Genomic DNA, 26,249 nt, shown 5'->3' with positions numbered 1-26,249 from the left:
ATGAAGGTAACAGAACGTATGATTGGTTAACTGTATTTTTATCAAACTTATTTTTTCAGTCTAAGTCAGATTTTTATACTAAATTAACACATTACATCAATAAAATAACGAAATAAGATTAAGCATATTTATTGATTCCAATTTGTCTGTATTCACGTATTATTTAAGCTAATGATTTATTAAGTGGAATGGACATATGTTTGATATTATTGGTGATATTCATGGACAGGCAACTAAGTTAATATATTTATTAAATAAATTGGGTTATAAAAAAACCAGTAGTGGCTTTTTTCATCCTGATTATAAAGCGATTTTTGTTGGCGACTTAATTGATCGTGGTCCATATCAATTGGAAACGCTACAAATTGTTAAAGAGATGGTCGATAATCAAAATGCTCATGTTGTAATGGGGAACCATGAGTTTAATGCGATTGGTTGGTTTACGCCAAATTTAAGTGAAGAGGGGGCTTTTTTACGTTCGCACAATTCAACTCATCATAAACAGCATAAGGTTTTTTTAGCAGCCGTTGGTGAAAATACACCATTACACCATTATTGGGTTGAATGGTTTAAATCATTACCACTGTTTTTAGAACTTGATGATATTCGTATTATCCATGCTTGTTGGGATAACCAAACCATTATGCAAATTGCGCCTTATTTAGATGCGAATAACTGTCTAAAAGCGCAATCGATTCAATCAGCCTTTAATCCTTCAGATGCCCTTTTTGACTATTGTGAAGTGCTATTAAAAGGTAAAGAAATTACCTTGCCGTCTGGTGTTTATTATCATGATAAAGAGGGCACAAAGCGACATCGTTCTCGTATCAAGTGGTGGTTACAAGAGGTTAATACGTTTAATGAGTTGTGTTTACTACCAGATAGTGAACAGATTGATCAGCTTAATCGTAAGATTGATATTAATTTACAGCCTTATCAGGAAAATAAACCAGTATTTATTGGTCACTATTGGTTAACAGGAAAACCGGTGTTACAAACTATAAAAGTAGCTTGTGTCGATTATTCTGCAGCAGTGGGTAATGCTAAATTAGTTGCTTATCGTTGGCAGGGGGAAAATGAACTTACTGCTGAACATTTTATCTATTAAGTCGTTATCGATTACGCTATTTATTTAATAAGTGAGTATTGCTACTTTTTTATCTTTAAATTATGTTTATAAAACATAAAGATAGCGGTGATAAAGTGAGCGAAAATTGGTCGGTTTTGCATGGCTTTTGATACACTAAAAGTCGCAAATTTTACATTTAATGCTATTTTTGATATAATAGTCATCGTTTTTTTATAACTGAAAGGAATTATTACTGTTTTGTCTTTTTTAAATTGTAGCAAAGTTGGTACTTATAATTTTATTTTTTTACTATTCATGTCGATGGCTAATTTTGATTGTTATAGCAATTTTAATACGCTACTTAAGTATATTTTCAGTCAAAAATACCATCCTTCTTCATATTTGTCATAAGTTACTTTAAGCAAAACGATAATTCATTAATTATCAATATATTTTTAATTAATAACTAAAAACTTCATACAAATATATTGTTCAACAACGATCAAATACAAATAAGCGAATAAAGGCTTTGGATTTTAAAGAGGGTATCCATTTTGAAAAAACTATCGAGAAAGAAGAAAAAACCGTTAAATATTAACGATATTACAATCATTGATGATGGTAAATTGAAAAAAGCCATTACTGCTGCAGCATTAGGTAATGCAATGGAGTGGTTTGATTTCGGGGTATACGGTTTCCTAGCATATGTATTAGGGCAAGTGTTCTTCCCTAATGCATCACCAAGTATTCAGATGATTGCTGCATTAGCAACATTCTCCGTGCCATTTTTAATTCGCCCGTTAGGTGGTGTGGTCTTTGGTTTATTAGGGGATAAATTCGGTCGTCAAAAAGTATTATCGACAACGATTATTATCATGGCATTAAGTACCTTTAGTATTGGTCTGATCCCATCTTATGCCACAATCGGTATCTGGGCACCAATTTTACTTCTGGTTGCAAAATTATTACAAGGTTTCTCTGTAGGTGGCGAATATTCGGGAGCAGCCGTCTTTATTGCCGAATATTCACCAGATAGAAAACGTGGATTTATGGGAAGCTGGTTAGACTTTGGTTCTATTGCTGGATTCTTATTAGGTGCCGGTATTGTTGTACTTCTCTCTTCTCTATTAGGTGATACTCGTTTTCATGAATGGGGATGGCGTATTCCATTTTTCCTTGCCTTACCATTAGGTATTATTGGTTTATATTTACGTCATGCTTTAGAAGAAACTCCTGCGTTCCAGCAACACATGGAAAATGAAAATAAGGAAGAGTTAGAAAGTAATCGACAATCTTTAAAAGAGATTATTAGTAAATATGGTCGAAGTATCTTGATTTGTACTGGGCTGGTTATCGTAACTAATGTTACTTATTATATGTTATTAACTTATATGCCGAGTTATTTATCACATAACCTTAATTATAATATTGATCACGGTGTGTTAATTATTATCGCGATTATGGTTGGAATGCTATTTGTACAACCTGTTATTGGTTTACTCAGTGATAAAGTTGGTCGTAGACCATTTATTATAGGTGGTAGTATTGGATTAATTTTATTAGCTTATCCTGCATTTTTAATGATCAATAGTAATATTATCGGCTTTATCTTTTTAGGTTTACTGATTTTAGCGATATTACTTAACTGTTTCATTGGTGTTATGGCTTCGATTTTACCTGCTATTTTCCCAACGAAAGTCCGTTATAGTGCGTTAGCTATCTCGTTTAATATTTCAGTTCTTGTTGCCGGGATAACACCGACTGCGGCGGCTTGGTTAGTGGAAGAAACAGGTAATCTTTATATGCCAGCCTACTATTTAATCGCGGTTGCAATTATTGGTTTAATCACTGGTATTAAAATGAAAGAAACGGCTAATAAACCATTAAAAGGTGCTCTGCCTGCTGCATCAGATCGCTTGGAAGCGAAAGAGATATTATCACAACATTTTGATAATATTGAGCAGCGTATTGAAGATATTGATGCCGAGATCTCTCGTCTACAAAAGAAACGTCAAGATCTAATTGATCAGCATCCTGTAATCAATTAATCAATTTACTCTTTTACCGCAACACCTAATTCATTCTCTAATAGAAAATGTAGTTAGGCATTGTTATATCTTTAAAAGGAAATAGTATGCAGTCTTATTTACAACAACTATTTTTACAATATGGTCTTCCTCATGCAGAACTGCTATCGATATTGACGATTGCGGTAGCGATACTCTTTATTGCGATAATTTTATTTTTTATTGTACAGCGAATCGGTATTAAGCGATTAGAAAAGCGTATGAGCGGTGGGCAAAATCTGATTAATTTAATAATTAGATATAAAGTATTACGTAATACCATGCTTACCGTAGAAGCTATCGCTATTATTATTTTAGCGCAACTCTGGTTTAACCAAGATTTATTTATTGCTAAAGCTATCAATATGTTGGCTGTTTTAGTGAGCTTAATTTTTGGTACATCGGCATTTTTTGGTGTATTAGATATCATTCAATTTAAATTGATGAGAAATGAAACAACACGCCGAATACCGATTCGTGGATTTGTGCAAGGTATCAAAATTATCATTACTATTTTGATCGGTATCATTATTATCTCTATTCTTATTGGCAAGTCTCCTAGTTTAATTATTAGTGGACTCGGCGCAATGACCGCTATTTTAATGTTAGTGTTTAAAGATCCAATTATGGGATTTGTTGCTGGTATACAATTATCCGCTAATAATATGTTGAGCGTCGGTGATTGGTTACAAATGGACAAATATAATGCTGATGGTGAGGTCATTGATATTACGTTAACGACAGTAAAAGTTCAGAACTGGGATAAAACCGTAGTATTGATTCCGGCTTCCTCATTAATTTCAGATGCCTTTATTAACTGGCAGGGCATGATTGATTCAGGTGGTCGGCAGATTAAACGTAGTGTCTATGTTGATATGACGAGTGTACATTTTTTAAGTGATAAAGAGTTTAACCATCTTGCTAGTATAAAACTCATTAATCCGTATTTGCAGAATAAAAAAGCTGAAATTACTGAATACAATCAGGTTAATCATAGCGATGATCTCTCGAAAATAAATGGCAGACACTTAACTAATTTAGGGGTATTTAGAATTTACTTAGAAACATATCTTAAGAAAAATAATAATATCCATAAAGATATGACGATTATGGTTCGTCAGCTGGCACCAACGGATCACGGAATACCAATAGAAATTTATGCTTTTACAAAAACAACGGCTTGGTTAGAGTTTGAAAATATCCAAGCAGATATTTTTGATCATCTATTTGCGATTATTCCTGAATTCGGATTGAGAATTCATCAATTACCGAGTGGTTATGATCTACGTATGCTAAGTCATTCGACGAGTAATAGTTAATTTTTTTATCATGATGTTAAAACACGTTTTATTATTAAAGCAGTAAAACGTGTTTTCATCTTTTTATCTCCCTATCGCTGATAATGACGCAATATGATGATATGAATGAGTATTGTCACTGGTTACCAGAATGATTAAATATTGTCTCTTATTTTAGAATAACTGTTTTTTATTTCTTTACCTCCGTTTATCACTTTAGGTAATAATCTTGTTGAATTAATTGTCTAATATCAGGTGAGTGCGTATACTCCTAAATACTATGCTTAATGGGTATCTACACCATAATGATTGTTAATATAGGCAGTTAGGCGGATAATTTATTATTAAGAGGTCATATGAAACAGATTCGTAGTATTTTGGTTGCTAACCGTAGTGAGATTGCTATTCGTATTTTTCGTGCTGCTTATGAGCTTGGTATTCGAACGGTAGGTATTTTTTCTATTGAAGATCGTTTAGCTTTACACCGATTAAAAGCCGATGAATCCTATTTGGTTGGTAAAGGTAAAAAACCAATTGAAGCGTATCTGGATATTGATGATATTATCCGTATTGCTAAAGAAGCAAATGTTGATGCCATTCACCCAGGTTATGGCTTTTTATCTGAAAATCCTGATTTTGCTGATGCATGTGAAAAAGCAGGAATTGCATTTATTGGCCCTAAAGGCGATGTTATGCGTAATTTGGGTAATAAAATTGCGGCTCGTCATATGGCTGAAGTGGCTAAGGTTCCAGTTGTTCCTGCAACAGAAGCATTACCTCGCGATATTGAAGAAGTCAAAAAAATGGCAAATGCTGTTGGCTACCCATTTATGCTTAAAGCAAGTTGGGGTGGTGGTGGCCGTGGAATGCGAATTGTTGAAAACGAAGCGGAGCTAGAGCCAGCGATCAATGTTGCACGGCGCGAAGCTAAAGCCGCATTTGGTAATGATGAAGTTTTTTTAGAAAAATTAATTCGTCGCGCCCGACATGTTGAAGTGCAAATTCTTGCTGATAAACATGGTAACCAAGTTCACTTATTTGAACGTGATTGTACTGTACAGCGCCGTAATCAAAAAGTTGTTGAACGAGCACCCGCTCCCTATTTCAATGAACAGCAACGAGAAGAGTTATGCCAAGCTGCTTTGCGCTTAGTTAAAGCGGCTAATTATACCCATGCAGGAACCGTTGAATTTTTATATGACGTCGATGATGGTAAATTCTATTTTATCGAAGTTAATCCACGAATTCAGGTAGAACACACGGTTACTGAAGAAGTGACCGGGATTGATATTGTTAAAGCGCAAATTCGCATTACTGAAGGTTATCAAATCGGTGATGAGAAAAGTTATGTGCCTACGCAGCAAAATATTCATCTTCAAGGCCATGCTTTACAATGTCGTGTTACAACTGAGAATCCTGAAAATCACTTTACGCCAGATTATGGCCGGATTTCGGTCTATCGTAGTGCTTCTGGTAGTGGGATTCGTTTAGATGCTGGAACGGCTTATACTGGTGCGGTTATATCACCATATTATGATTCACTATTAGTAAAGGTGACATCAAGAGGGCGTAGCGTTGAAGAGGCCACCTCAACAATGGTTCGAGCTTTACGTGAATTTAGAATTAGAGGATTATCAAGTAATTTACTATTTTTGCAAAATGTTATTTTGCATCCCTCTTTTAATAAAGGTGATTACACTACGCGTTTTATTGATACAACACCGGAACTGTTTAAGTTTGAAAAACCACAAGATAGAGCGACTAAACTATTAGAGTTTTTCGGTGAAGTTGCTGTAAATGGTAATCCCGAAATGAAAGGGCGAGAAATCCCGAAATTACCATTAAGTATGCCAATACTACCGAATTTTAAATTGGGTTATGAGATTCCGAAAGGATCAAAAGATCGTTTACAACAACTCGGTATAAATGGCTTTATTGAGTGGATGAAGAATACTCCACAAGCTTTAATCACTGATACTTCGATGCGTGATGCGCATCAATCTCTGTTTGCAACACGTATGCGTACTCATGATATGCTCGAAATTGCCCCTTATTATGCGCGTATGCTACCAGAGCTTTTTTCATTAGAGTGTTGGGGTGGTGCTACTTTTGATACCGCGATGCGTTTTCTAAAAGAGGATCCATGGGAACGTTTGATTCAGCTCCGAAAAGCGGTACCAAATATTTTATTACAAATGTTATTACGATCTTCTAATGCTGTTGGGTATACTAATTATGCCGATAATGTTGTGAAGTTTTTTGTTAAACAAGCAGCCGATAATGGTATTGATCTGTTCAGGGTCTTTGACTCCTTAAACTGGGTCGATAATATGCGCGTAGCCATTGATGCAGTGCTTGACTCTGGTAAATTATGTGAAGGTACGATTTGTTATACAGGTGACTTACTCGATACTAAACGTTCAAAATATGATTTAAATTATTATATAAAATTGGCGAAACAGCTTGAAAAATCAGGCGTACATATTTTAGGTATTAAAGATATGGCTGGCGTCTGTCGACCAGAAGCTGCACGTACTTTAGTTAAAGCGCTTAAGCAAGAAGTTGGTATGCCAATTCACTTCCATACTCATGATACGAGTGGTATCTCTGCGGCATCAGTATTAGCTGCTTTAGATTCAGGCTGTGATGCGATTGATGCGGCGATGGATGCCTTAAGTGGAATGACTTCACAACCAAATTTAGGTTCAATAGTGGCGGCGCTAGAACATACACCACGAGATCCAGGATTAAATCGTGAGTCGTTATTACAAATATCTAACTACTGGGAAGGTGTTAGGGCGCTTTATAAACCATTTGATGTCAATATTGCTGGAACTTCGGATGTTTATAATCATGAGATGCCAGGCGGTCAATATACCAATTTAAGAGAACAAGCTCGAGCTATGGGATTAGCTGATCGTTGGCCAGAAGTATCAAGAGCTTACCGCGATGTGAATACATTATTTGGTGATATTGTTAAAGTGACTCCAACGTCTAAAGTGGTTGGTGATCTTGCGATTTATATGGTCGTGAATAATTTAACCATCGAAGATGTTGCAAATCCTGATTATGAAATTGATTTTCCTGCTTCTGTCGTTTCAATGATGAAAGGTGAACTTGGTTTCCCTCCTGATGGTTTCCCATCAGCAATTCAACAACGAATTCTAAAAGGCGAAGAGCCAATTAAGGGGCGTGTTGGTCAGTTTTTACCGCCGGTTGATCTTGAAAAAACCAGAGCTGAATTAGCTAAGTTATGTAATAAACCATTAGATGAAATTGATGATAAGGAGCTTGCTGCCTATTTGATGTATCCGAAAGTTTATTTAGATTACCAAGCTTATGTTGAAAAATATAGTGATGTATCAAAAATTCCAACAGCTAATTTCTTCTATGGTTTACAAAATCAGGAAGAGGTGAACATTGAGATTGAAAAAGGCAAAGTGATTGTTATTAGTCGAACGGGTCGAGCTGAAAATGATGATAGTGGTTTGGCAAAAATTTTCTTTGAAATGAATGGTCAGCCAAGAACTATCGCGGTAGCTGAAGCAGGGAAAGAGCAAAAATCAAACCAAAAACGTATAGCCGAGAGCGGTAATCCTAAACATATTTCAGCTCCGATGCCGGGTATGATTGCGCTGCTATTAGTTAAATCAGGACAAAAAGTAACTAAAGGTGAGGCGATCTTATCTATTGAAGCGATGAAGATGGAAACGACGATTACAGCGGAGTGTGATGGGGTTGTTAAAAACGTTTATGTGAAACCAGGTAGCGTGATTGAAACCAATGATTTATTAGTTGAATTAGCTTAATCCATTTTCTTTATTAAACAAAAAAGCCACGGGATAAACCGTGGCTTTTTATTTAATGGATGTATATTATTTGACTGTAGACCAAGGATCATGACTAAATAAAAAAGATTTTATATATTCTTTTTGTGGGTGTTGATCTATCCATTGTTTGATTTCTGCTAGTTTGTAATAGTCCTCTTCACCAAAGCGGTCAATATAAAGTTTTGCAAGCACTTCTCTGGTCATTTCAGTACGAATTTTATTTTGCCAAGATGTTGTAAATATGTGATTAAGTTGTTGAGCTAGATTAAATTTTTTTAACAGTTCCCACTCACCTTTATCGATCCATATTCCTCCTGTTGCTGAAGAGACATCAAGGCGGTGCTCTGTTTGTTTAGTAATACGAAATTTAGTCATTAAAATCCCCGAAATAGGGCAAATTAAGGCATGTTTAGTATCAATAATTTCTTCAACATTTATTTTACTTTCTAAGTCTGTCATTAATGAAGAATCATTAATTAGTGCATTTTTCCAATTGAGATAGTCATCTAAAAGTAACCAATGACCTTGGCAAGATGGGCAGACTTTGCTAGGCAAATTATGTTCTAAGTATCCATAATTTAGCGATACTGTTTTACATTTAGGACAGTGCACGGTGTGCTCCTTTTTACTTTTTACTTAAACTATTATGACATAAATAACCGAATATTTTAGTGATAACTGGCTGCTTCATATTATCTTTTTCACACGATAATGTTAGCTATTTAATTATTTTATCAATTCTAGTTAGATTGTTATGTAACTGATTTATGTTTGTTTTTCATTCACAATATGATAAATTTACACTGTTCCAATTATCTTTATGGCGTAATTCAATGGGTGGAAAGAATGCCAAAAATTTTAAAAAATAGATTTTTATTGGATTTGAATCGATCATTAAGCTCTCCTTTATCTGATAGTGAGCAAAATAATTTACAAAAAGAGGTATTTAACGATGTACATAAATTATTGACAAAATTTTGTACAGAGATTGCTGATAATGAAACTCCGATCACTTTTGGCTTAAAAAGAAAGAATAATGTTATCTATGTTCATGGTGCTCGGGGCGCTGGGAAAACGACTTTCTTAAGAGAAATATTAAATTTTTATCAAAACACACAATCAGATAATCGTATTCAAAATATTAAAAAAATATATCCAGTTGCTTTTATTGATCCGACTCTCATTGATACACATCACTCAATTTTAGTTGAAATTATTGGTCATTTTTATTCTTTAGTTGATGAACAACTCTCTTTTTGTCAAAATCCTGAAAAGCGCATAGAGTTTTATAAATTACTCGATTTAATCTCTAACGGCATGGAGTTATTTGTCACAAACGAGACTAAATATACTGAGTGTGATGCCAGTAGACACTTAACTCGAACAAGTAATCAACCAATGTTAGGACGTCATTTAGAGAAGAAAATCAATATACTAATTGATGAAGTATCAAAGATCCTCAATATTGAACTTTTTATTGTTGCTATTGATGATATTGATACAAATACTGATAAAGCTTATGAAATACTCGAAGCTATCCGTTGTTATTTAAATCATCCAAGATTAGCTATTATCATCTCGGGTGATCTTAAAATGTATAGTGTAACGGTCAACAAAAATTGGAGAGCTTCTTAGGCAGTTTTTAGTAAATTATGTTCAAATTCTGCTGGTGAAATAAATCCAAGTTTATAATGTCTTCTTTTTTGATTATAAATCGGTTCGATATAATCAATAATATCGCCCATCGCTTGCTCTCTTGTTATATAATCTCGATAATTAATTCTTTCTGATTTTAATGATCTAAAAAATCGTTCAGTAACGGCATTGTCTAAACAATTTCCAGCTCTACTCATACTAAAGGTAATTTGATGATATGATAATAACTGTTGAAATTGTTCACTACGATATTGAATCCCCTGATCACAATGAAATAAGGTAGGGCATTTTCCTTTTCGACGCTGTATCGCCATGTTTAGTGCCTTAACCGTCAGTAAACTGTTTGGCTTTTCAGAAAAGGCCCATCCAACAATACGCCTAGAGCATAGGTCCATCACGACAGCCAGATAGAGCCAACCTTGCCTTGTCCGAATATAGGTAATATCGCCAGACCAATAGCGATTAATCGTTGCTGGATTAAATTGTCGATTTAAATGATTGGCTGCCAGTAGCGATGATTTACCGCCACGAGGATAGGAATGCTGTTTAGTCCTTTTAGCCACTAGGCCTAATTTTCTCATTAAGCGTCGGACCTTATCTAAACCAAGCTTAAACCCTTTTTTAACCAGTTCAACTAACATTCTTCTTTTTCCATATATACCGTCCATTTCGTTATGAATTGATTTTATGGCAATTTCAAGCCTAGTATTCATTAATTTACATGCGCGATGTTTAATTCGATAATAAAAAGTACTCGGTGCTAATGATAAACACCGACAGATTTGAGCGGTTTCATTTCCTGCCTTCTTCAGTATTAACGCTATTTGTTGCTGCTTGTCATTTCGATGGCGAAGAAGGCTGAAGCCTTTTTTAATAACTGATTATCACTTTGCAACTGCTTAACTTGTTTTTCTAAAGCTTGTATTCGTTTTTGTTCAGCGGTCAGCGCACTATTTTTAGGCGTAATACCTTGTCGTTCTTTTCTATATTGTGTTACCCAACGCCCAATTGATGAAATACTCACATTCATTGTTTTTGCTGCATCTTTATGTGCATAACCATAATTAAGAACGAGCTCTGCACATTCTCGTTTAAATTCACTACTTAGTTGTCTTGTCACGGGGTAATCTCCTTAGTTGATGGTTTATCATACCGCTAAGTATGTCTCCAAGAAAAGTATACCGTTACACATTGAAAGTCATGTTATTAGTTGGAGCCAATGCTAAGATTTATAGTAATTACATCAAAAATAGTGGGCAAGAATATTGTAGTCTAGCTGATTATGTTGATTACATAGGTTTAAATCGTAATGATAATATCACCATGATTGCAGCGCGCTTTAGTCCGATTATTTTACAATCCTGTCGGTTATTGAAGGATAACAAAGTGCTCAGTTGTGGTGTGATGGAAACCTACTGGAAACTCGATGAAAGAACCTTTGATAGCGTAACTTTTATCGAATTATTAGAAAAACGAGGGGTTGTCAACCCGAAAGAGATAAACTCGTTACCTAAATTAGCTAAAAAATTAGTGATCGGTAGCAAGTTAGATCTTTGCCAATATACGGCTGTGGCAACTATAACGATGTCAGCTCATCGCGCTATAACGGCTGTAGAGCAGCATGATTATATTTCTATCTATAAATAATCGCTTCAATTGCAGAACTGTTATCCAATGATGGCGCAAAAATGACAGATCTATTGACTCTGATTAATTGTAGTTATCCTGATTTTTTCAATAGCACGTTAAAAGATGATGATAAATTGGTGGATATTTATCATGATGAACAGGCTGTAATGTTTCACAGAACCAACGATGAGCCATTTCAAGAGGCTGTTCGATTAAATACATTATTGAAAATCTGGCGTGAAAATAGTAAAGGGATTCATATTAAAATACCATTGCTATTAAGTGGTAAAATTTGGACCGGTATTTTCTACTCTTTAAGTTCTATTTCTGAAGATATAAAAATGCAACAAGCATCTCAAGAACTAGCAAAAGATGAGCAGAAATTTGATTGTTTATTTGGCGATGTTTTTTCACGTTTGGTCTGTGGCATGATTAATGGTGTGTTAGTTGAAGAGATCCGATATCATCAAAGTCACTATTCCGAAGAGTTAATTAATATCATTTTGAATAGTAAAGATATGGCTACATCAGATAATGAACTTAGTTATAATTTAAGCAAAATATTGGCAGAACTAAATGGTGACGCTGTTGTTGAAAAAATGAAGCATCTTCTACCATTAACATCTATTTTAATATCATGTCCATTATTATGGCCATTTTTAAAAAGTGAAAAGCAATTTAAGGTTTTTTCACTTATTTTGGGAGATGCCAATTCCGATTTTTATAATATGCTTAAACCTTATATGGCTAGTGATAATCATGAACTTGTTATATCTGCTTTGCCTATCATGGGGTGTTTTAGCAAATAGATAATTACTTTAGGATAATAAAAAACCCGATTAAATCGGGTTTTTTTATAGTTAAACATCGGGTGGGGTTTCTGCTTCCGTATAAGTTGATAGTAACTGTAAGAACTTATATTTGGCAGTAACGGCTTTACTCGACTGTAAATGAAGTTTATCTGCAGTTAATGGCTCTAATGTTTCAAGCCGTTTAAAGCGCTGTTCTTTTAACAACGTTGCAGATAACATTTCACTATTAGGTGGTCTGGAGTCTAACGTTAAGGCTGATTTTCCATCTGCTACTTTGCTTGGATCATAGCGGTATAATGGCCAGAAACCAGACTTAACCAAATCTTTCATCTGTTCATGAGATTTATCGAGTTCATAACCGTGTTCTTCACAAGGGCTGTAAGCAATAATGATAGATGGGCCATCATAAGCTTGTGCTTCTTGAATTGCTTTCAACGTTTGGTTAAGTTGAGCACCGAGTGCGATTTGTGCAACATAAACATGTCCATACATCATCATGCTTACACCAAGATCTTTACGAGCTTTTTGTTTACCTAAATCAGCAAATTTAGATACTGCACCCATTGGTGTTGCTTTGGACTGTTGACCACCTGTATTGGAATAACATTGTGTATCAAGTACTAGAATATTAATGTTTTCAGTTAAACTCATAACATGATCAAGTCCACCGAAACCAATATCATAAGCCCAGCCATCCCCACCGATTGCCCAAACTGATTTATCAACCAAGTAATTACTATCAGCGAGTAACTCTTTTGCAACCGCCGAATTTGAGTCCGCTAATTGTTGGTTCAGTTGTACAATGAGTTGACGCTTATCATTCAATGGTACTTGTGATGATTTAAGATCATCGATTTTCTCTGGTGATAACTGTACGATACCAAGAGCCACAGCTTCATCTAGCAAACGTAATGCTCTATTTTTATGTTGGGTATAGGTTAATCGATAGCCTAAAGCAAATTCAGCATTGTCTTCAAATAGGGAATTAGCCCAAGCCGGACCTCGACCATTACGATCTTTGGTATATGGTGTTGACGGTAAGTTACCACCATAGATTGATGAACAACCAGTAGCATTAGCAATCGCTAAATGATCACCATAAAGCTGAGTCAATAATTTGATGTATGGTGTTTCACCACAACCAGAACAAGCACCTGAATATTCAAATAATGGTGTTAATAGTTGTGATGTACGAATATCAATACGTTCAATGGTATTTGCATCTCGATCAGGTAATTCCATGAAGTATTCATAATTTGCTTTTTGATCCTCTAAATTATCAATACGTGAAGCCATATTAATCGATTTTATATCAAAATTATTACGATCTCGTGATGGACAAACTTCTACACATAAATTACAACCAGTACAATCTTCAGGCGCAACTTGCAGTACATAACGCTGCCCCTTCATGTCTCTAGCCTTAACCTCTAGCGATGCTAGAGTTGATGGTGCATTTTCCATCTCTTCAGGCGATACCACTTTGGCTCGAATTGCAGCATGAGGACAAGCAACAACACAGTGGTTACATTGTGTACAGAGATCTTCTCGCCAAATTGGAATGCTTTCAGCAATATTACGTTTTTCCCATTTAGTTGTACCCGTTGGCCAAGTACCATCGGGTGGGAAAGCGGATACTGGTAATGAATCACCAATCCCAGCTAACATTGCTGCTGTCACTGTTTTCACAAAGTCAGGTGCATTATCAGGGACGATTGGCGGCATTAATGCACTGGTTTGATCGATACAAGTCAACTCAATATGTTCTAATGAATTGACCGCCATATCAATTGCCTGCCAGTTATGTTCAACGAGCTCTTGTCCTTTACTAATATAGGCTTTTTGTACAACTTCTTTCAGTTTTTCAGTCGTGAAGTTTTGTTTAAAAATCTCAGCTAAGTAGAAAAATGCCGCTTGCATTACGGTATTTATTCTTCCACCCAATTGGCATTCACGTGCAATTTTACTGGCATTGATAATATAGAAATGAGCTCGTTTTTTAATTAACTCAGCCTGCACTTCTTTAGGTAATCGATGCCAGATTTCATCTTTGCTGTAAGGGGTATTAAGTAGGAAAATACCATCCTCTTTTAAATGTTCAACAATATGATATTTATCAATAAATTGATCTTGATGGCAACCAATAAAATGTGCACTATTAATTAAATAAGCGGATTGTATTGGATCAGAACTCACTCGTAGGTGAGAAACTGTTAGACCACCTGCTTTTTTAGAATCATAGACAAAGTAACCTTGGACATGGAAAGGGGAACCATTGCCAATGATTTTGATATTATTTTTAGTCGCAGAAACTGTACCATCACTACCAAGCCCATAAAATAGTGCTTCAAGAGATGATTTCTGTGGAATAGATTGTTCTGGGAGCGGGAGTGATAAACCAGTGATATCATCAAAAATTCCCACTGTAAAACGAGGTCGTGGCTTATCAAGCGCTAATTCACTAAAAATAGCTAGTACGCAGCGCGGGTTAAACTCTTTTGATGATAGACCATAACGGCCACCAATTACTACTGGTAGAGTAGCTCGCTCACCTTGTGAAAAGGCCTCAGCAAAAGCAGTCATTACATCAAGATAGAGTGGCTCAGCCAGTGAACCCGGTTCTTTCGTACGATCGAGCACGGCTACTTTTTTTACCGAGTGTGGAATCACTTCCAGTAGGTGTTTCGCTGAGAATGGACGGAAAAGTCTGACTGACACAACACCTATTTTTTGATCTTGTGCGAGTAGCTCTTCAATGACTTCTTTTGTTGTACCAACACCAGATCCCATTAGTATAATAATTCGGTCCGCATCTGGTGCACCGAAATATTCAAATGGTTTATAACTACGTCCAGTTTCTTTTTCAAATGCTGCCATTGCATCTGCAACATGTTGATAAGTATTATCATAAAATGTATTGACTGCTTCGCGACACTGGAAATAAGTATCGGGATTTGCAGAGGTTCCTCTAACGACTGGCGCATCTGGTGTTAATGCTCTAGATCGATGCGCAGCAATACCATCATATGGTAATAGATTCTTAATATTGTCATCACTAAGCGCTTCAATTTTATTTATTTCATGGGATGTTCTAAAACCATCAAAGAAATGAATAAAAGGCACTCGGCTATTGAACGAGGCGATTTGCGATATTAACGCAAAATCTTGAGCCTCTTGCACCGAACTTGCGCAAAGCATTGCACAGCCAGTTTGACGAACAGCCATAACATCTGAGTGATCGCCAAAAATAGATAAAGCATGGGTTGCAACAGTTCTAGCTGCAACATGCAATACAAATGGCGTAAGCTCACCAGCAATTTTATATAGTGATGGGATCATCAATAATAAACCTTGCGATGAGGTAAAGGAAGTTGCTAACGCCCCAGTCATCAGAGCACCATGTACAGTTGATATTGCCCCAGCTTCAGACTGCATTTCAATAACTTTGGGGATATCGCCAAAGATATTTTTCTTATTATACTCAGACCAAGTACTTGCTTGCTCTGCCATAGTTGAACTTGGTGTAATAGGGTATATCGCGATGACTTCGTTAGCACGATAAGCGACGGAGGATACCGCGCTATTTGCATCTGTTATAATCATAAAAACCTTTTACTTTATAGGGTTAGACACTGCTTATTGTGATTTTGTAATATTGTATCAGAATATAACAAAACTTTGAGCGATTTATTCATGTAAATTTTTAGCAATAATACCCTTGTATTTAATAATGAGAATAGCTTCATCAGATAACGATCGTAACAATTTAGCCGTTTTATTGTGAGCCCAAAAACGATAAGAATGAACTAATTAACTGATGATTTTCATATGAGTATTTTATTTACAGACGACTAATTCTACATACCGAAAGACAGATTTTTAGTTTTATTTCAGTGGTAAAATACTATAATTATTTTATTTAAAGAGTTAGTTAGGATAGATCGATGATAACAATAATGAAAATAATCGTTGCTATATTATTAAGTACTATGCTAATAGGCTGTGAAATTGTTGCTGGTTCAAGCTGTGCAGTTTCTTTACTCTTTTCATCTACCAAGGATAAAATTGAGAATATTAATCTACCTGATGCGAAAGTCGGAGAGTTTTATCAAGTTAGACTACCATATTCTTTTTATTATGCAGATGCAGAACAAAATCAGGCTGGAACTAAAATAATTAATGGGTTAACGGTCGTTATTGATTATGGTGATGAGGCCAATTATTTAATTGTTTCTGGCGTACCGATAGCTGAGGGCAAATTTGAATTAGCACATGCAATCGATATTATTCATCCTTCGATGTGTTCTCCTAGTAAAGATAAACATTATTACTATCGATTGAACGTGATAAATTAAAAATAATCAGTAAAATCAGTCTATTTTTAATTAAAGATTTTGATGAATTGTTGTGATGTTAAGCGATAAGATTAAATATTTTATATTTTTTAATTAATTATCAATTTATTTTATAGTAAAATTATCAATACAGACTGGATAAATACTGAGACATGATATAGCATTAACCCCTGTTAATTTTAATATTATTATTGCTAAATTATTTTAAGGAAGAGTATGCGTAAATACCTTGTATTACCTGTGATGGCTTTTTTTGCTAGTTTTCTATTAAGTGCATGCGATAACTCAGCAAAATCGAATAATGATACAGCCAATGAAACTACTGAAACACAAACAATTGTGGTTGGTTTAGATGATGATTTTCCACCGATGGGATTTCGTGATGAAAACAATAATTTAGTTGGTTTTGATATCGATTTGGCTCGTGAAGCAGCTAAAAGAGCAAATTTGAATATTGAGTTTAAACCTATCGATTGGTCTGCAAAAGAAGCAGAACTCAACAGCGGTCGAGTTGATGCATTGTGGAATGGTTTAACTATCACTGATTATCGTAAAGAAAATATTCTTTTTTCTGACCCTTATATGATTAATCATCAGATTATTGTTGTCAGCCCTGATAGCGGGATTAAAAGTAAAGCTGATTTAGCTGGTAAAATTGTTGGTTTGCAAAATGGTAGTAGCGCTTTAGATGCGGTAAATGCTGATCCAATTCATGAGTCGTTTTCTGAGCTTCATCAATATGCGGATAATGTAACAGCATTACTTGACTTAGCTAATGGTCGCCTTGATGCAGTCGTCGTTGATGGTGTTGTTGGTCATTACTATGTCGCTAAAAAACCAGATGATTATGTGGTTCTTGAAGATAATTTTGGTGAAGAACAATATGGTGTTGGCTTTAAAAAAGACAATGCTGAATTGCAACAAAAAATTCAACAAGCACTTAATAGTATGATGACTGATGGTACAGCTGCTCAGATCTCAGAAAAATGGTTCGGTACAGACGTCACAAAATAAAATTTAATTGTTTATTTTGCTTAAACGCAGCCCAATATTGGACTGCGTTGTTGTTTTTATAGGAATATAGATGGATTATATACTGCAAGTCGCCCCTCAGTTATGGGTTGGTATAAAACTGACATTGGGCTTATTTTTGATTACGTTGCTGTTGTCTATTCCGCTGGGATTGCTACTGGCATTATTACGCTTATCTAAAATAAAACCGCTAGAATATTTGGTCAATGCTTATATTTGGCTAATACGCGGAACGCCATTGATGTTGCAGATATTTTTTATCTATTTCGCGCTACCTGAGTTAGGCATTCGTTTTGATGGTTTTTCTACTGCTGTGATTGCATTTGCTTTAAACTATGCGGCTTATTTTGCTGAGATATTTCGTGCAGGAATTCAAGGTGTTAATAAGGGGCAATATGAAGCAGCAAAAACTCTAGGTATGAGTTATGGTCAAACGATGTGGCGAATTGTTTTACCGCAAATGGTGAAAAAAATTCTTCCACCTTTAAGCAATGAAACAATCACCTTGGTTAAAGATACTTCACTGGTTTATGTTTTAGCATTACAAGATCTGATGCGAATTGTTTCTCAATTAGTTAAGCGTAATTTTGATCTCTGGCCATTTTTTATTGCGGCGGCTTTTTACTTGCTAATGACGCTGATTTTAACTTTGTTCTATCAAAAACTGGAGAAATATTATGCCCGCTACGATGACTGATACTATGATTTATGCTGAAAAAATCTATAAATCATTTGGTGCTCTATCAGTATTAAAAGGGGTTGATTTTTCGGTAAAACGTTCTGAAGTTGTTGCAATTATTGGCTCCTCTGGTTCTGGTAAATCCACTTTATTGCGCTGCTTAAATAATCTAGAACAGATTGATTCAGGTAATATTGCCATTGAAAATAAGTGGATGGTGCAAAATAATAAAGCCAATAAGGCCGTTTATGTGGCAGATCAAGAGATCAAGATGATTTGCAGTAAAATGGGGATGGTATTTCAGCATTTTAATCTATTCCCTCATATGACCGTTTTACAAAATATCATTGAAGCACCGATGATTGTGAAAAAAATGCAGCGTAGTGAAATTGAGCTTCTAGCGCAAGAGTTACTGAGTAAAGTAGGGTTATCAGATAAGTACAACTATTATCCTTCACAGCTATCGGGTGGACAGAAACAGCGTGTAGCCATTGCTCGAGCTTTAGCAATGCAACCTGATATTATGCTATTTGATGAGCCGACTTCTGCGCTCGATCCTGAATTAACAGGTGAAGTGTTGAAAACGATGCAAAAATTAGTCGAAGATAAAATGACTATGGTTATTGTAACCCATGAAATGGGGTTTGCTCGGGAAGTTGCAGATACGGTATTGTTTATGGATAGTGGCGTTATTGTTGAAGCGGGTCCGGCGAAAGCGTTATTTGATAATCCACAAAATTTACGTACACAAGAGTTTCTAAGTTCAATGTTTAAATAGCATTGATAAAACCGGATGTTATCAATCAATATCCTTGTACAGTAAAGCACAAGGATATCATCATAACTATCAATACAAATTCATTGATGCCAATTATTCAACACATAACTTGATTGGCTGATAAGCTTTTACATCAAAGAGTCCGGTTGAGGTTAACTTAATTTGTGGTATTACTGGTAATGTCATAAAAACTAAAGTCATTAACGGATGAGCTGCAGGGTTAATACCAAAAGATTGTTTAGCAACATTGATCATTTCATGCAAATTATCTGCAACTTCTTGCGCTGATTTATCGGACATTAGACCGCCAATTGGCAGCGCAAGATGTGCAAGTACTTTACCATCTTGACATAATGAGAAGCCGCCACCCATTTGCTTAATATCTTGTACCGCAGCTAGCATATCTGCATCATTATCACCAACGACGACAATATTGTGTGAGTCGTGGGCAACAGTAACGGCAATTGCACCATTTTTTAGACCATAATTAGCTAAAATTCCAAGACCAATATTACCTGTTGCGTGGTGACGTTCAATAACTGCTAATTTATTTAACCCCGGATTTTCTTGGACAGAAAAATTCCCATTACGATCTTTTTTGACATCCATGATTAAGTGATTGGTCACTACGCTACCCGGTTTTACCCCAATAACATTGACCTTTTCCGTTTTAAGGGGCAGGGTAAAGCTAGATTCTGTTAATTCAGGAATATTGACAGTATTAAGAACTGAATCTGAAACATAGTCTTCCCATTCTACTAACAGTTTCCCATCACGAGCAATTTCTTTGCCTGCTACAAATACATGTTTAGCATTAAATGAAACTAAGTCTTCAACGATCAATAGATCAGCAATATAATTTGGTGCGATTGCGCCTTTATCTTTTAACTTGAAGCATTCAGCTGCATTAAGAGTTGCGATAGTGACTGCCAATACCGGATCAAGTCCATGTTCAACAGCTAAACGCAAACTTTTATTAATATGGCCCGTCGATAAAATATCTGCAGGTTCACGATCATCGGTACATAATACACAGCGGCGTGCATTTGCTGGGGTGATTGCCGGGATTAGATTAAGTAAATCTTTGCAAGTCGAGCCTTCACGTAACAAAATGTATTGGCCAAGACGGATACGCTCAAGCATATCTTCCGTTGTACTACATTCATGGTCAGTCATAATACCGCCCATGACATAGGCAACCAGATCTTTACCTTTTACACCAGGACTATGGCCATCAATGACGCGATCATGATCTTTTGCTAACCACAATTTATTCATCATTTTTTCATCGTGATTAATCACACTTGGATAATCCATTACCTCACCTAAACCATGTATTCCTGGTTCATTGATGAGTTCTGCTAAATCTTCGGCTTCAAGCACACAGCCTGCTTGTTCAAAAGGGGTAGCAGGGACACAAGATGGCAACATAATACGAACATCTAATGGAGTTTTTCGTGATGCATCTAGCATATAACGGATTCCATCAAGTCCACATACATTACCAATTTCATGAGGATCAGCTATAATTGTCGTTGTACCAAATGGTAAAATGCAACGAGCAAATTGTGTTGGAATTAATGATGATGACTCGATATGTACATGCCCATCAATAAGACCTGGCATGACATAGCCCCCTTTAGCATCAAGAACTTGTTCTGCTTGATAATCATGACCATAACCAACAACTCTACCATGACCAATGGCTAAAGGACCATCAACGATCTGTTGGTTAAATACATCAATGACTTTACAGTTAGTAATGAGCAAATCAGCTTTTTTTCTACCCGCTGCCATATCAATTAAATCATTCAACTGTTGACGTTTTGTCACAAAATACCTCACTGTATTGCAAAAATGACATTAAAAAACAATATTTTTTAAATTGTTGCTTTAATGTTATTTGTTAAAAACGAGTTTATAGAATTAGCGTATTATCGCAATTCTACTGTTATACAACACTGAGAATAAGCCTATATAGGCTTATTCTTAGCCTATTTCTAATGGTGGCACTTCGGATGTAATTTACCGTGAGTACAGCCACATTTAAATACGGGATCCATCACAGCTTGTTCATGAAAATCAATCACACCGAGATCGGTAATTGCATAATCAGGAATAGCGGTAATTTGTAAACAACACATATAAAATAACGGATCGGGTAGATCACAACCAAGTTGACGAGCAATTTGTAACAATTTTTCCTCTTCCGTTGCCATTGAATGAGGATCTAGATCAGAGACGATGCCGCAAATTGGTAGTGATAAAAAGCCTAATACTTGACCATCTTTAACAATAACTTGCCCACCACCATGTTCAGCTAAATAGTTAATTGCGATTGCCATATCATTTGAATTGGTACCAATACAGACGACATTATTATCATCTGGTGCACATGAACTTGCCATTGCTCCTGCTTTTAGTTTCCAACCAGAACAGAAACCAACTTTAGGTTTACAATCTGTTTTACCAAAACGTTCAATAACGGTTGCATAGATTGCATCATTGTTAACATCTGGTTGGACAATACCATCTTTAATAGCTAACTCAACTTGTCTACCACGACGAACAAAAGGAATATCAAAATCAACATCTAATGATAGTGCCTGAACAGTTGCTTCTTTTACCTCTGTTTTGACAGTTAAATCATCCGCCGTAACAGGTTTTAATTTCATACTTTGTAGTAATACATCACTACGTTTTGGTGGTACAAAGTTATAAACTGTTTGATTATTTTCAACCACTAATTGACCTTTAGCGATGACTGTATCAATTTCAAATTTAACTAAATCTTCTACTAGTAAAATATCAGCAAAACGTCCTGGTGATACAGAGCCGACTAAATGGTCAATGCGATAAGCTTCCGCTGAGTTGATTGATCCCATTTGAATTGCAGTCAGGGGATCAACGCCATTAGCGATTGCCATACGAATTAATTTATCCATATGACCATTAGTCACAATATCAGATGCAATTACATCATCGGTACAAAAGCTCACACGGCGTGATAAACGTGGATTTAAATGGGTGATGACTTTAACGTTCTCTTCTAAAAAGTGTGAAATTGATGATTCACGAATAATTACGTTCATACCTTTACGAATTTTTTCCATCATCTCGGTATGATCGTAGCTTTCATGATCAAGGCGTACACCAGCACAAAGAATTGAGTTAAGTTTATGTCCACGAGTCATTGGGGCACAACCAAAAATTGGTAAGCGGTTGATACGAGCGTACTCAATCGCTTTAATCACATCACTGTGTTGATTTTCAATAAACTCACTAACGGTTTCCCACACACCAAATACTTCTGGCCATTTTTGTACTTCAGCATGGGTTTTTGCTGTTACGTTAAAGCCGACATTACTTTGTGGTAATGTGTAAGGTGTTAAAAATGGCAGTCCCCAAAATACTTTTAATGGCGTGCCATCAATTTCTTGGAGAATTTCTTTAATGCCATCAATACCAGCAGTTACAACATATTGATCTAAACCCGAGATAATACTGGTTGTACCGTGCGGCAGTACGGCTTTAGCAAAACTAGTCATCGATAATTTACTACATTCGATATGCAAATGACCATCAATTAAACCAGGAACGATATATTTACCTTTGGCATCTAACGTTTTTGTCTTTTCACCAATATAGCCAGATATATCGCCAGTTGCTACAATACGTGATTTATAAATAGCAACGTCAGCAGCGTAGATTTCAGCTGAGTTTACGTTAACTAATTGTCCATTAGTAATGACTAAATCCGCTGGAATCTTGGCAGCTCCAGCATCAATCATTTCACAGATATCTTCTTTGTACATTGTTGTCATCGTCGAGTTCCTATAGTCGGTTATTTTTCGATAATATTAGGTTAATAAGTTTATTAAAGGAAAATATAACGAGCTAAAAATAGCAACGCCATAATTACCGTACAAGCTGTTAACTCTTTATACTTACCAGAGAATAATTTCATAAATACATAAGTTATAAAGCCCGTTGCAATTCCTTCTGTAATTGTGAAAGAGAACGGCATCATAATTGTTGTTACAAAAGCAGGGACAGATTCGGTAAGATCATCCCATTTAACGCGGGCAAGATCTGAAGCCATCAATACGCCGATATAAATTAGTGCACCAGTGGTCGCATATAATGGAACCATTTTTTCTAAAGGTGAGAAAAATATCATCAGTAAAAATAGTACTCCAACACCACAAGCCATCATTCCTGTTCTACCGCCAACAGCGACACCAGAGGCACTTTCTACATAAGCTGTAACAGCGGATGTACCCATTGCTGAGCCAAGTGCTGATGATGCACTATCTATATAAAGTGAACGTTGTTGGTTTGGGTAGTGTCCATTTTTATCGGCCAGTCCTGCTTTGTCTGTAACTGCTATAAATGTTCCGGAAGATTCAAATAAATTGATTAACATCACGGAAATAATCACACCGAATAATGAGACCTCAAAGACTTTACTAAAATCAAGTTGTCCAACGACTTGTGATATATCTGGCGGTAAACTAACAACGCCATGGTAAACCACCGCAGGATCGATTAGCCAGCCAATCAAGGTGACCACGATAAAGGAGAGTAAAATTGATGAATTCCAGCCGCGCTGAGCAAGTACAGCAACGATTAAAAAGCTTAAGCAACCCAGTATAAATGGATAAGAAGTTGGATTACCTAATCTCACCATCGTATCTGGATCTGCAACAATAATTTCTGCATTATGTAAACCGATTAACGTAATCAATAAGCCACAGCCGCTACTAACACCAATACGAATAGAGAACGGAATATTGGCAATCATCCAATAACGTAGACGAAAAACGGAGAGTAAAAATAGTCCAGATGCACCAAGAAATATTAATGCCATCCCTGTTTGCCAAGTTAATCCCATTGAACCTACTAAAACGTAAGCAAAATAAGCATTAATCCCCATTCCAGGAGCAAGTGCAATCGGTAATTTGGCAATAATTCCCATCGCCAAACAAGCAATACCTGTAATTAACGCGGTAGTAACAAAGACTGCTTGAGAGTTCATGCCTGCGTCACCTAAGATTTTAGGGTTAACAAAGACAATATAGACCATGGTAATAAAGGTGGTAAAACTGGCCATCAGTTCAGTTTTTAATGAAGTTCTGTTTTCCTGAAAATGAAAATAGCGATCCAAAAACGATCGATAAGTCGTTGAATTAGTTGTCACAAGAATTCTCCAAATAATGGATTAGGATAGAAGATCAGAGATGTAGGGTGTAGGTTATTTAACATTGCGAAAAATAAAAGTTCACATCAGTTTCTTTGGCGCGGAGTACGCTAATAATAGCTACTGATGTTTAGGCTGCACATTATAGCAGTGGACTTTATAAAGGGCTAGACAAATTATTGATAAATTATTTAGCTAACTAAATATTGACAATAGTGATAGAGATTTTTCAATAAATTCAGTTTTTGGGGCTGCTGTTGATATTGGTTAGCGAGATCTTCTAAGGTAACTAAATAGTGGCGAACAACTTCATCACTCAATTTATCTCGGCAATGATCTTGCCACTGGATTTTTTCTGATTCATTTAATAAATGCGGATAGTTTCTCGCTTTATATCTAAAAAATAGCGTTTTAAGTCGATTATCATGAGGCGTGATGGTTAATGTGTCTAAACAATTAGCTTCAGTTTGCCGTATAAGATCACATAATGATTTATCATAACCGTCAAAAAAACCTTGATAAATTTGCCCATCTACATCTTGTTGAACTTGATAAGTCATTTTTTCGTTAAAGACAGTCTGCATCTTATCTTGAATAATCTGTTGGGCTGCTTGCAGTTTGGTTAAATTTGTATAGCATAATTCTAAATCGATAGCTAAACGGCTAGCATTCTCTTCGGATAATGTTTTTGCAGGTGCGATGATTGGACACTTATTTATATGCACCAATTTTAATGGAATACGATGCTCATCATCAGCAAGGTCAGCTGTTTTGGTATAAAGTCTTTGTTGTATTTGCTCAGGCGTTAAGGTTAGAAGAAGATCGATATCTCCGGTTAAGTCACAAACAACCACCGCATTAGGTTGATTGGGATGCCAAATAAGTGGGGCAATTAAAGTCGTATTTCCACGATGAGCACCAAGCATGCCTGATATATGTACTAATGGTGTCATGGCAATAATATTGATTAATTCAGCAACTTTATTTTTATTACGTAAACTAAAAAAATAATCGAATAGTTTTGGTTGCTTCTGTTTAATTAATTTTGTAATTGCAATTGTTGCATAGACATCAGACATTGCATCATGAGCATTTTCATGACTAATATTGTTAGCTTGTGATAAATCTTCCAGACGAAAACTGGCATAACCATTATCGTTAATTGGCCAATTAATCCCATCAGGACGTAGTGCATAACAAGCTCTGACAACGTCGAGTAGATCCCATCTTGAGTTACCATTTTTCCAGCTATACGCATAAGGATCATAAAAATTGCGATATAAAATATTACGTGTCACTTCATCATCAAAACGAATATTGTTATAACCTAAAATACAAGTATTCGGTACACTGAATGCGCTATGAATTTGGTTGGTAAATTCAGTTTCACAAAGGCCTTTTTGTAATGCTTCTTGTGGTGTTATACCCGTAATTAACACAGCTTCAGGATTGGGTAAATAATCTGGTGCTTGTTTACAATAGATAACTAACGGTTCTTCTATAATATTTAAATTCATATCAGTACGAATACCAGCAAATTGCGCCGGGCGGTCAAAGGCTGGGTCGGTACCAAATGTTTCATAGTCATGAAAGTAAAAACTGGGCTGTGTAATATCGTTCATAGTTGTTTTTTAAATTACAGTTTTATTCATCATATCATGTAACAATGGACCGATTAAGGCCATAAATTAATGACAATATTCAATAAACCTTAGCGGCAAACCTTATTTATTGAGGATGAGATCTTGGTTGCTAGGATAACACAAAAAGGAATGGTTGCGTTTCAATTTCTTCATGTCTATATCATTTTGTCGAATCTATATTGCTTTAGAAAACAAGAATAGA

The 26,249-nt window shown here is 35.8% G+C and carries 19 protein-coding genes; 11 read left to right on the top strand and 8 right to left on the bottom strand.

Annotated elements, in window-relative coordinates; all coding sequences use genetic code 11:
- Positions 1-196: 196 nt before the first annotated feature.
- The 4 genes from RHO11_03835 to RHO11_03820 all read left to right on the top strand — a co-directional run bounded on the left by RHO11_03835 (position 197) and on the right by RHO11_03820 (position 8,242).
- A complete protein-coding gene (locus RHO11_03835) occupies positions 197-1,108 on the top strand; it encodes a metallophosphoesterase (protein ID WVD62267.1) in 912 nt (303 codons plus the stop codon).
- 515 nt (positions 1,109-1,623) lie between these two features.
- Positions 1,624-3,117: a glycine betaine/L-proline transporter ProP gene (gene proP, locus RHO11_03830; protein WVD62266.1), complete on the top strand. Its 1,494-nt coding sequence runs from the start codon at positions 1,624-1,626 to the stop codon at positions 3,115-3,117.
- A gap of 86 nt (positions 3,118-3,203) precedes the next feature.
- On the top strand, positions 3,204-4,454 hold the full coding sequence (locus tag RHO11_03825) for a mechanosensitive ion channel (GenBank protein ID WVD62265.1): 1,251 nt from the start codon (positions 3,204-3,206) through the stop codon (positions 4,452-4,454).
- A 335-nt stretch (positions 4,455-4,789) separates the two neighbouring features.
- On the top strand, positions 4,790-8,242 hold the full coding sequence (locus RHO11_03820) for a pyruvate carboxylase (protein WVD62264.1): 3,453 nt from the start codon (positions 4,790-4,792) through the stop codon (positions 8,240-8,242).
- A gap of 66 nt (positions 8,243-8,308) precedes the next feature.
- On the opposite strand, the gene RHO11_03815 is transcribed toward RHO11_03820, so the two are convergent.
- The gene (locus tag RHO11_03815) at positions 8,309-8,875 is read right to left on the bottom strand and encodes a zf-TFIIB domain-containing protein (GenBank protein ID WVD62263.1); all 567 of its coding nucleotides are present in this window, start codon (positions 8,873-8,875) and stop codon (positions 8,309-8,311) included.
- A gap of 234 nt (positions 8,876-9,109) precedes the next feature.
- Here RHO11_03815 and RHO11_03810 point away from each other — a divergent pair, with 234 nt between their 5' ends.
- Positions 9,110-9,898, top strand: a complete 789-nt coding sequence (locus RHO11_03810) for a P-loop NTPase fold protein (GenBank protein WVD62262.1) — start codon at positions 9,110-9,112, stop codon at positions 9,896-9,898.
- Here the strand turns inward: RHO11_03810 and RHO11_03805 are convergent.
- Positions 9,895-10,734, bottom strand: a complete 840-nt coding sequence (locus tag RHO11_03805) for an IS3 family transposase (GenBank protein ID WVD62845.1) — start codon at positions 10,732-10,734, stop codon at positions 9,895-9,897. The two genes, RHO11_03810 and RHO11_03805, sit on opposite strands and share 4 nt — an antisense overlap.
- 5 nt (positions 10,735-10,739) lie before the next feature.
- On the bottom strand, positions 10,740-11,039 hold the full coding sequence (locus RHO11_03800; protein WVD62261.1) for a transposase: 300 nt from the start codon (positions 11,037-11,039) through the stop codon (positions 10,740-10,742).
- 41 nt (positions 11,040-11,080) lie between these two features.
- Here RHO11_03800 and RHO11_03795 point away from each other — a divergent pair, with 41 nt between their 5' ends.
- Positions 11,081-11,566: a hypothetical protein gene (locus tag RHO11_03795; protein ID WVD62260.1), complete on the top strand. Its 486-nt coding sequence runs from the start codon at positions 11,081-11,083 to the stop codon at positions 11,564-11,566.
- Between the two features lie 41 nt (positions 11,567-11,607).
- Positions 11,608-12,357 carry a hypothetical protein gene (locus tag RHO11_03790; GenBank protein WVD62259.1) on the top strand — a complete coding sequence of 250 codons (750 nt, stop codon included), beginning with the start codon at positions 11,608-11,610 and terminating at the stop codon, positions 12,355-12,357.
- Between the two features lie 51 nt (positions 12,358-12,408).
- Here RHO11_03790 and nifJ read toward each other — a convergent pair whose 3' ends face one another.
- On the bottom strand, positions 12,409-15,963 hold the full coding sequence (gene nifJ, locus RHO11_03785; protein ID WVD62258.1) for a pyruvate:ferredoxin (flavodoxin) oxidoreductase: 3,555 nt from the start codon (positions 15,961-15,963) through the stop codon (positions 12,409-12,411).
- A 341-nt stretch (positions 15,964-16,304) separates the two neighbouring features.
- Between nifJ and RHO11_03780 the strand changes: the two genes are divergently transcribed.
- The 4 genes from RHO11_03780 to RHO11_03765 all read left to right on the top strand — a co-directional run bounded on the left by RHO11_03780 (position 16,305) and on the right by RHO11_03765 (position 19,204).
- A complete protein-coding gene (locus RHO11_03780) occupies positions 16,305-16,715 on the top strand; it encodes a hypothetical protein (protein WVD62257.1) in 411 nt (136 codons plus the stop codon).
- Positions 16,716-16,931: 216 nt separating this feature from the next.
- Positions 16,932-17,729 (top strand): amino acid ABC transporter substrate-binding protein, encoded by a 798-nt coding sequence (locus tag RHO11_03775; GenBank protein ID WVD62256.1) that lies wholly within the window; start codon positions 16,932-16,934, stop codon positions 17,727-17,729.
- A 70-nt stretch (positions 17,730-17,799) separates the two neighbouring features.
- Positions 17,800-18,444, top strand: coding sequence for an amino acid ABC transporter permease (locus tag RHO11_03770; protein WVD62255.1), 645 nt, complete (start codon positions 17,800-17,802; stop codon positions 18,442-18,444).
- On the top strand, positions 18,425-19,204 hold the full coding sequence (locus tag RHO11_03765) for an amino acid ABC transporter ATP-binding protein (protein WVD62254.1): 780 nt from the start codon (positions 18,425-18,427) through the stop codon (positions 19,202-19,204). The genes RHO11_03770 and RHO11_03765 overlap by 20 nt, the downstream gene beginning before the upstream one ends.
- A gap of 93 nt (positions 19,205-19,297) precedes the next feature.
- On the opposite strand, the gene ade is transcribed toward RHO11_03765, so the two are convergent.
- The 4 genes from ade to sbcB all read right to left on the bottom strand — a co-directional run bounded on the left by ade (position 19,298) and on the right by sbcB (position 26,026).
- Positions 19,298-21,037 (bottom strand): adenine deaminase, encoded by a 1,740-nt coding sequence (ade, locus tag RHO11_03760; protein ID WVD62253.1) that lies wholly within the window; start codon positions 21,035-21,037, stop codon positions 19,298-19,300.
- A 167-nt stretch (positions 21,038-21,204) separates the two neighbouring features.
- The gene (locus RHO11_03755; protein WVD62252.1) at positions 21,205-23,028 is read right to left on the bottom strand and encodes an adenine deaminase C-terminal domain-containing protein; all 1,824 of its coding nucleotides are present in this window, start codon (positions 23,026-23,028) and stop codon (positions 21,205-21,207) included.
- Positions 23,029-23,081: 53 nt separating this feature from the next.
- Positions 23,082-24,404, bottom strand: a complete 1,323-nt coding sequence (locus RHO11_03750; GenBank protein ID WVD62251.1) for an NCS2 family permease — start codon at positions 24,402-24,404, stop codon at positions 23,082-23,084.
- 191 nt (positions 24,405-24,595) lie between these two features.
- On the bottom strand, positions 24,596-26,026 hold the full coding sequence (gene sbcB, locus RHO11_03745) for an exodeoxyribonuclease I (GenBank protein WVD62250.1): 1,431 nt from the start codon (positions 26,024-26,026) through the stop codon (positions 24,596-24,598).
- Between the last annotated feature and the right edge of the window lie 223 nt (positions 26,027-26,249).

Source organism: Orbaceae bacterium BiB (genome assembly GCA_036251205.1).
GTDB lineage: Bacteria > Pseudomonadota > Gammaproteobacteria > Enterobacterales > Orbaceae > Orbus > Orbus mooreae.
This window is presented reverse-complemented; position numbering and strand designations above follow the sequence as displayed.

Coding starts and splice junctions, on each gene's coding strand:
- nifJ (WVD62258.1), bottom strand. CDS start 15,963: ATGATTATAACAGATGCAAATAGCGCGGTATCCTCCGTCGCTTATCGT.
- RHO11_03770 (WVD62255.1), top strand. CDS start 17,800: ATGGATTATATACTGCAAGTCGCCCCTCAGTTATGGGTTGGTATAAAA.
- RHO11_03790 (WVD62259.1), top strand. CDS start 11,608: ATGACAGATCTATTGACTCTGATTAATTGTAGTTATCCTGATTTTTTC.
- RHO11_03755 (WVD62252.1), bottom strand. CDS start 23,028: ATGACAACAATGTACAAAGAAGATATCTGTGAAATGATTGATGCTGGA.
- RHO11_03835 (WVD62267.1), top strand. CDS start 197: ATGTTTGATATTATTGGTGATATTCATGGACAGGCAACTAAGTTAATA.
- RHO11_03795 (WVD62260.1), top strand. CDS start 11,081: ATGTCTCCAAGAAAAGTATACCGTTACACATTGAAAGTCATGTTATTA.
- RHO11_03820 (WVD62264.1), top strand. CDS start 4,790: ATGAAACAGATTCGTAGTATTTTGGTTGCTAACCGTAGTGAGATTGCT.
- RHO11_03765 (WVD62254.1), top strand. CDS start 18,425: ATGCCCGCTACGATGACTGATACTATGATTTATGCTGAAAAAATCTAT.
- RHO11_03810 (WVD62262.1), top strand. CDS start 9,110: ATGCCAAAAATTTTAAAAAATAGATTTTTATTGGATTTGAATCGATCA.
- RHO11_03775 (WVD62256.1), top strand. CDS start 16,932: ATGCGTAAATACCTTGTATTACCTGTGATGGCTTTTTTTGCTAGTTTT.
- RHO11_03825 (WVD62265.1), top strand. CDS start 3,204: ATGCAGTCTTATTTACAACAACTATTTTTACAATATGGTCTTCCTCAT.
- sbcB (WVD62250.1), bottom strand. CDS start 26,026: ATGAACGATATTACACAGCCCAGTTTTTACTTTCATGACTATGAAACA.
- RHO11_03780 (WVD62257.1), top strand. CDS start 16,305: ATGATAACAATAATGAAAATAATCGTTGCTATATTATTAAGTACTATG.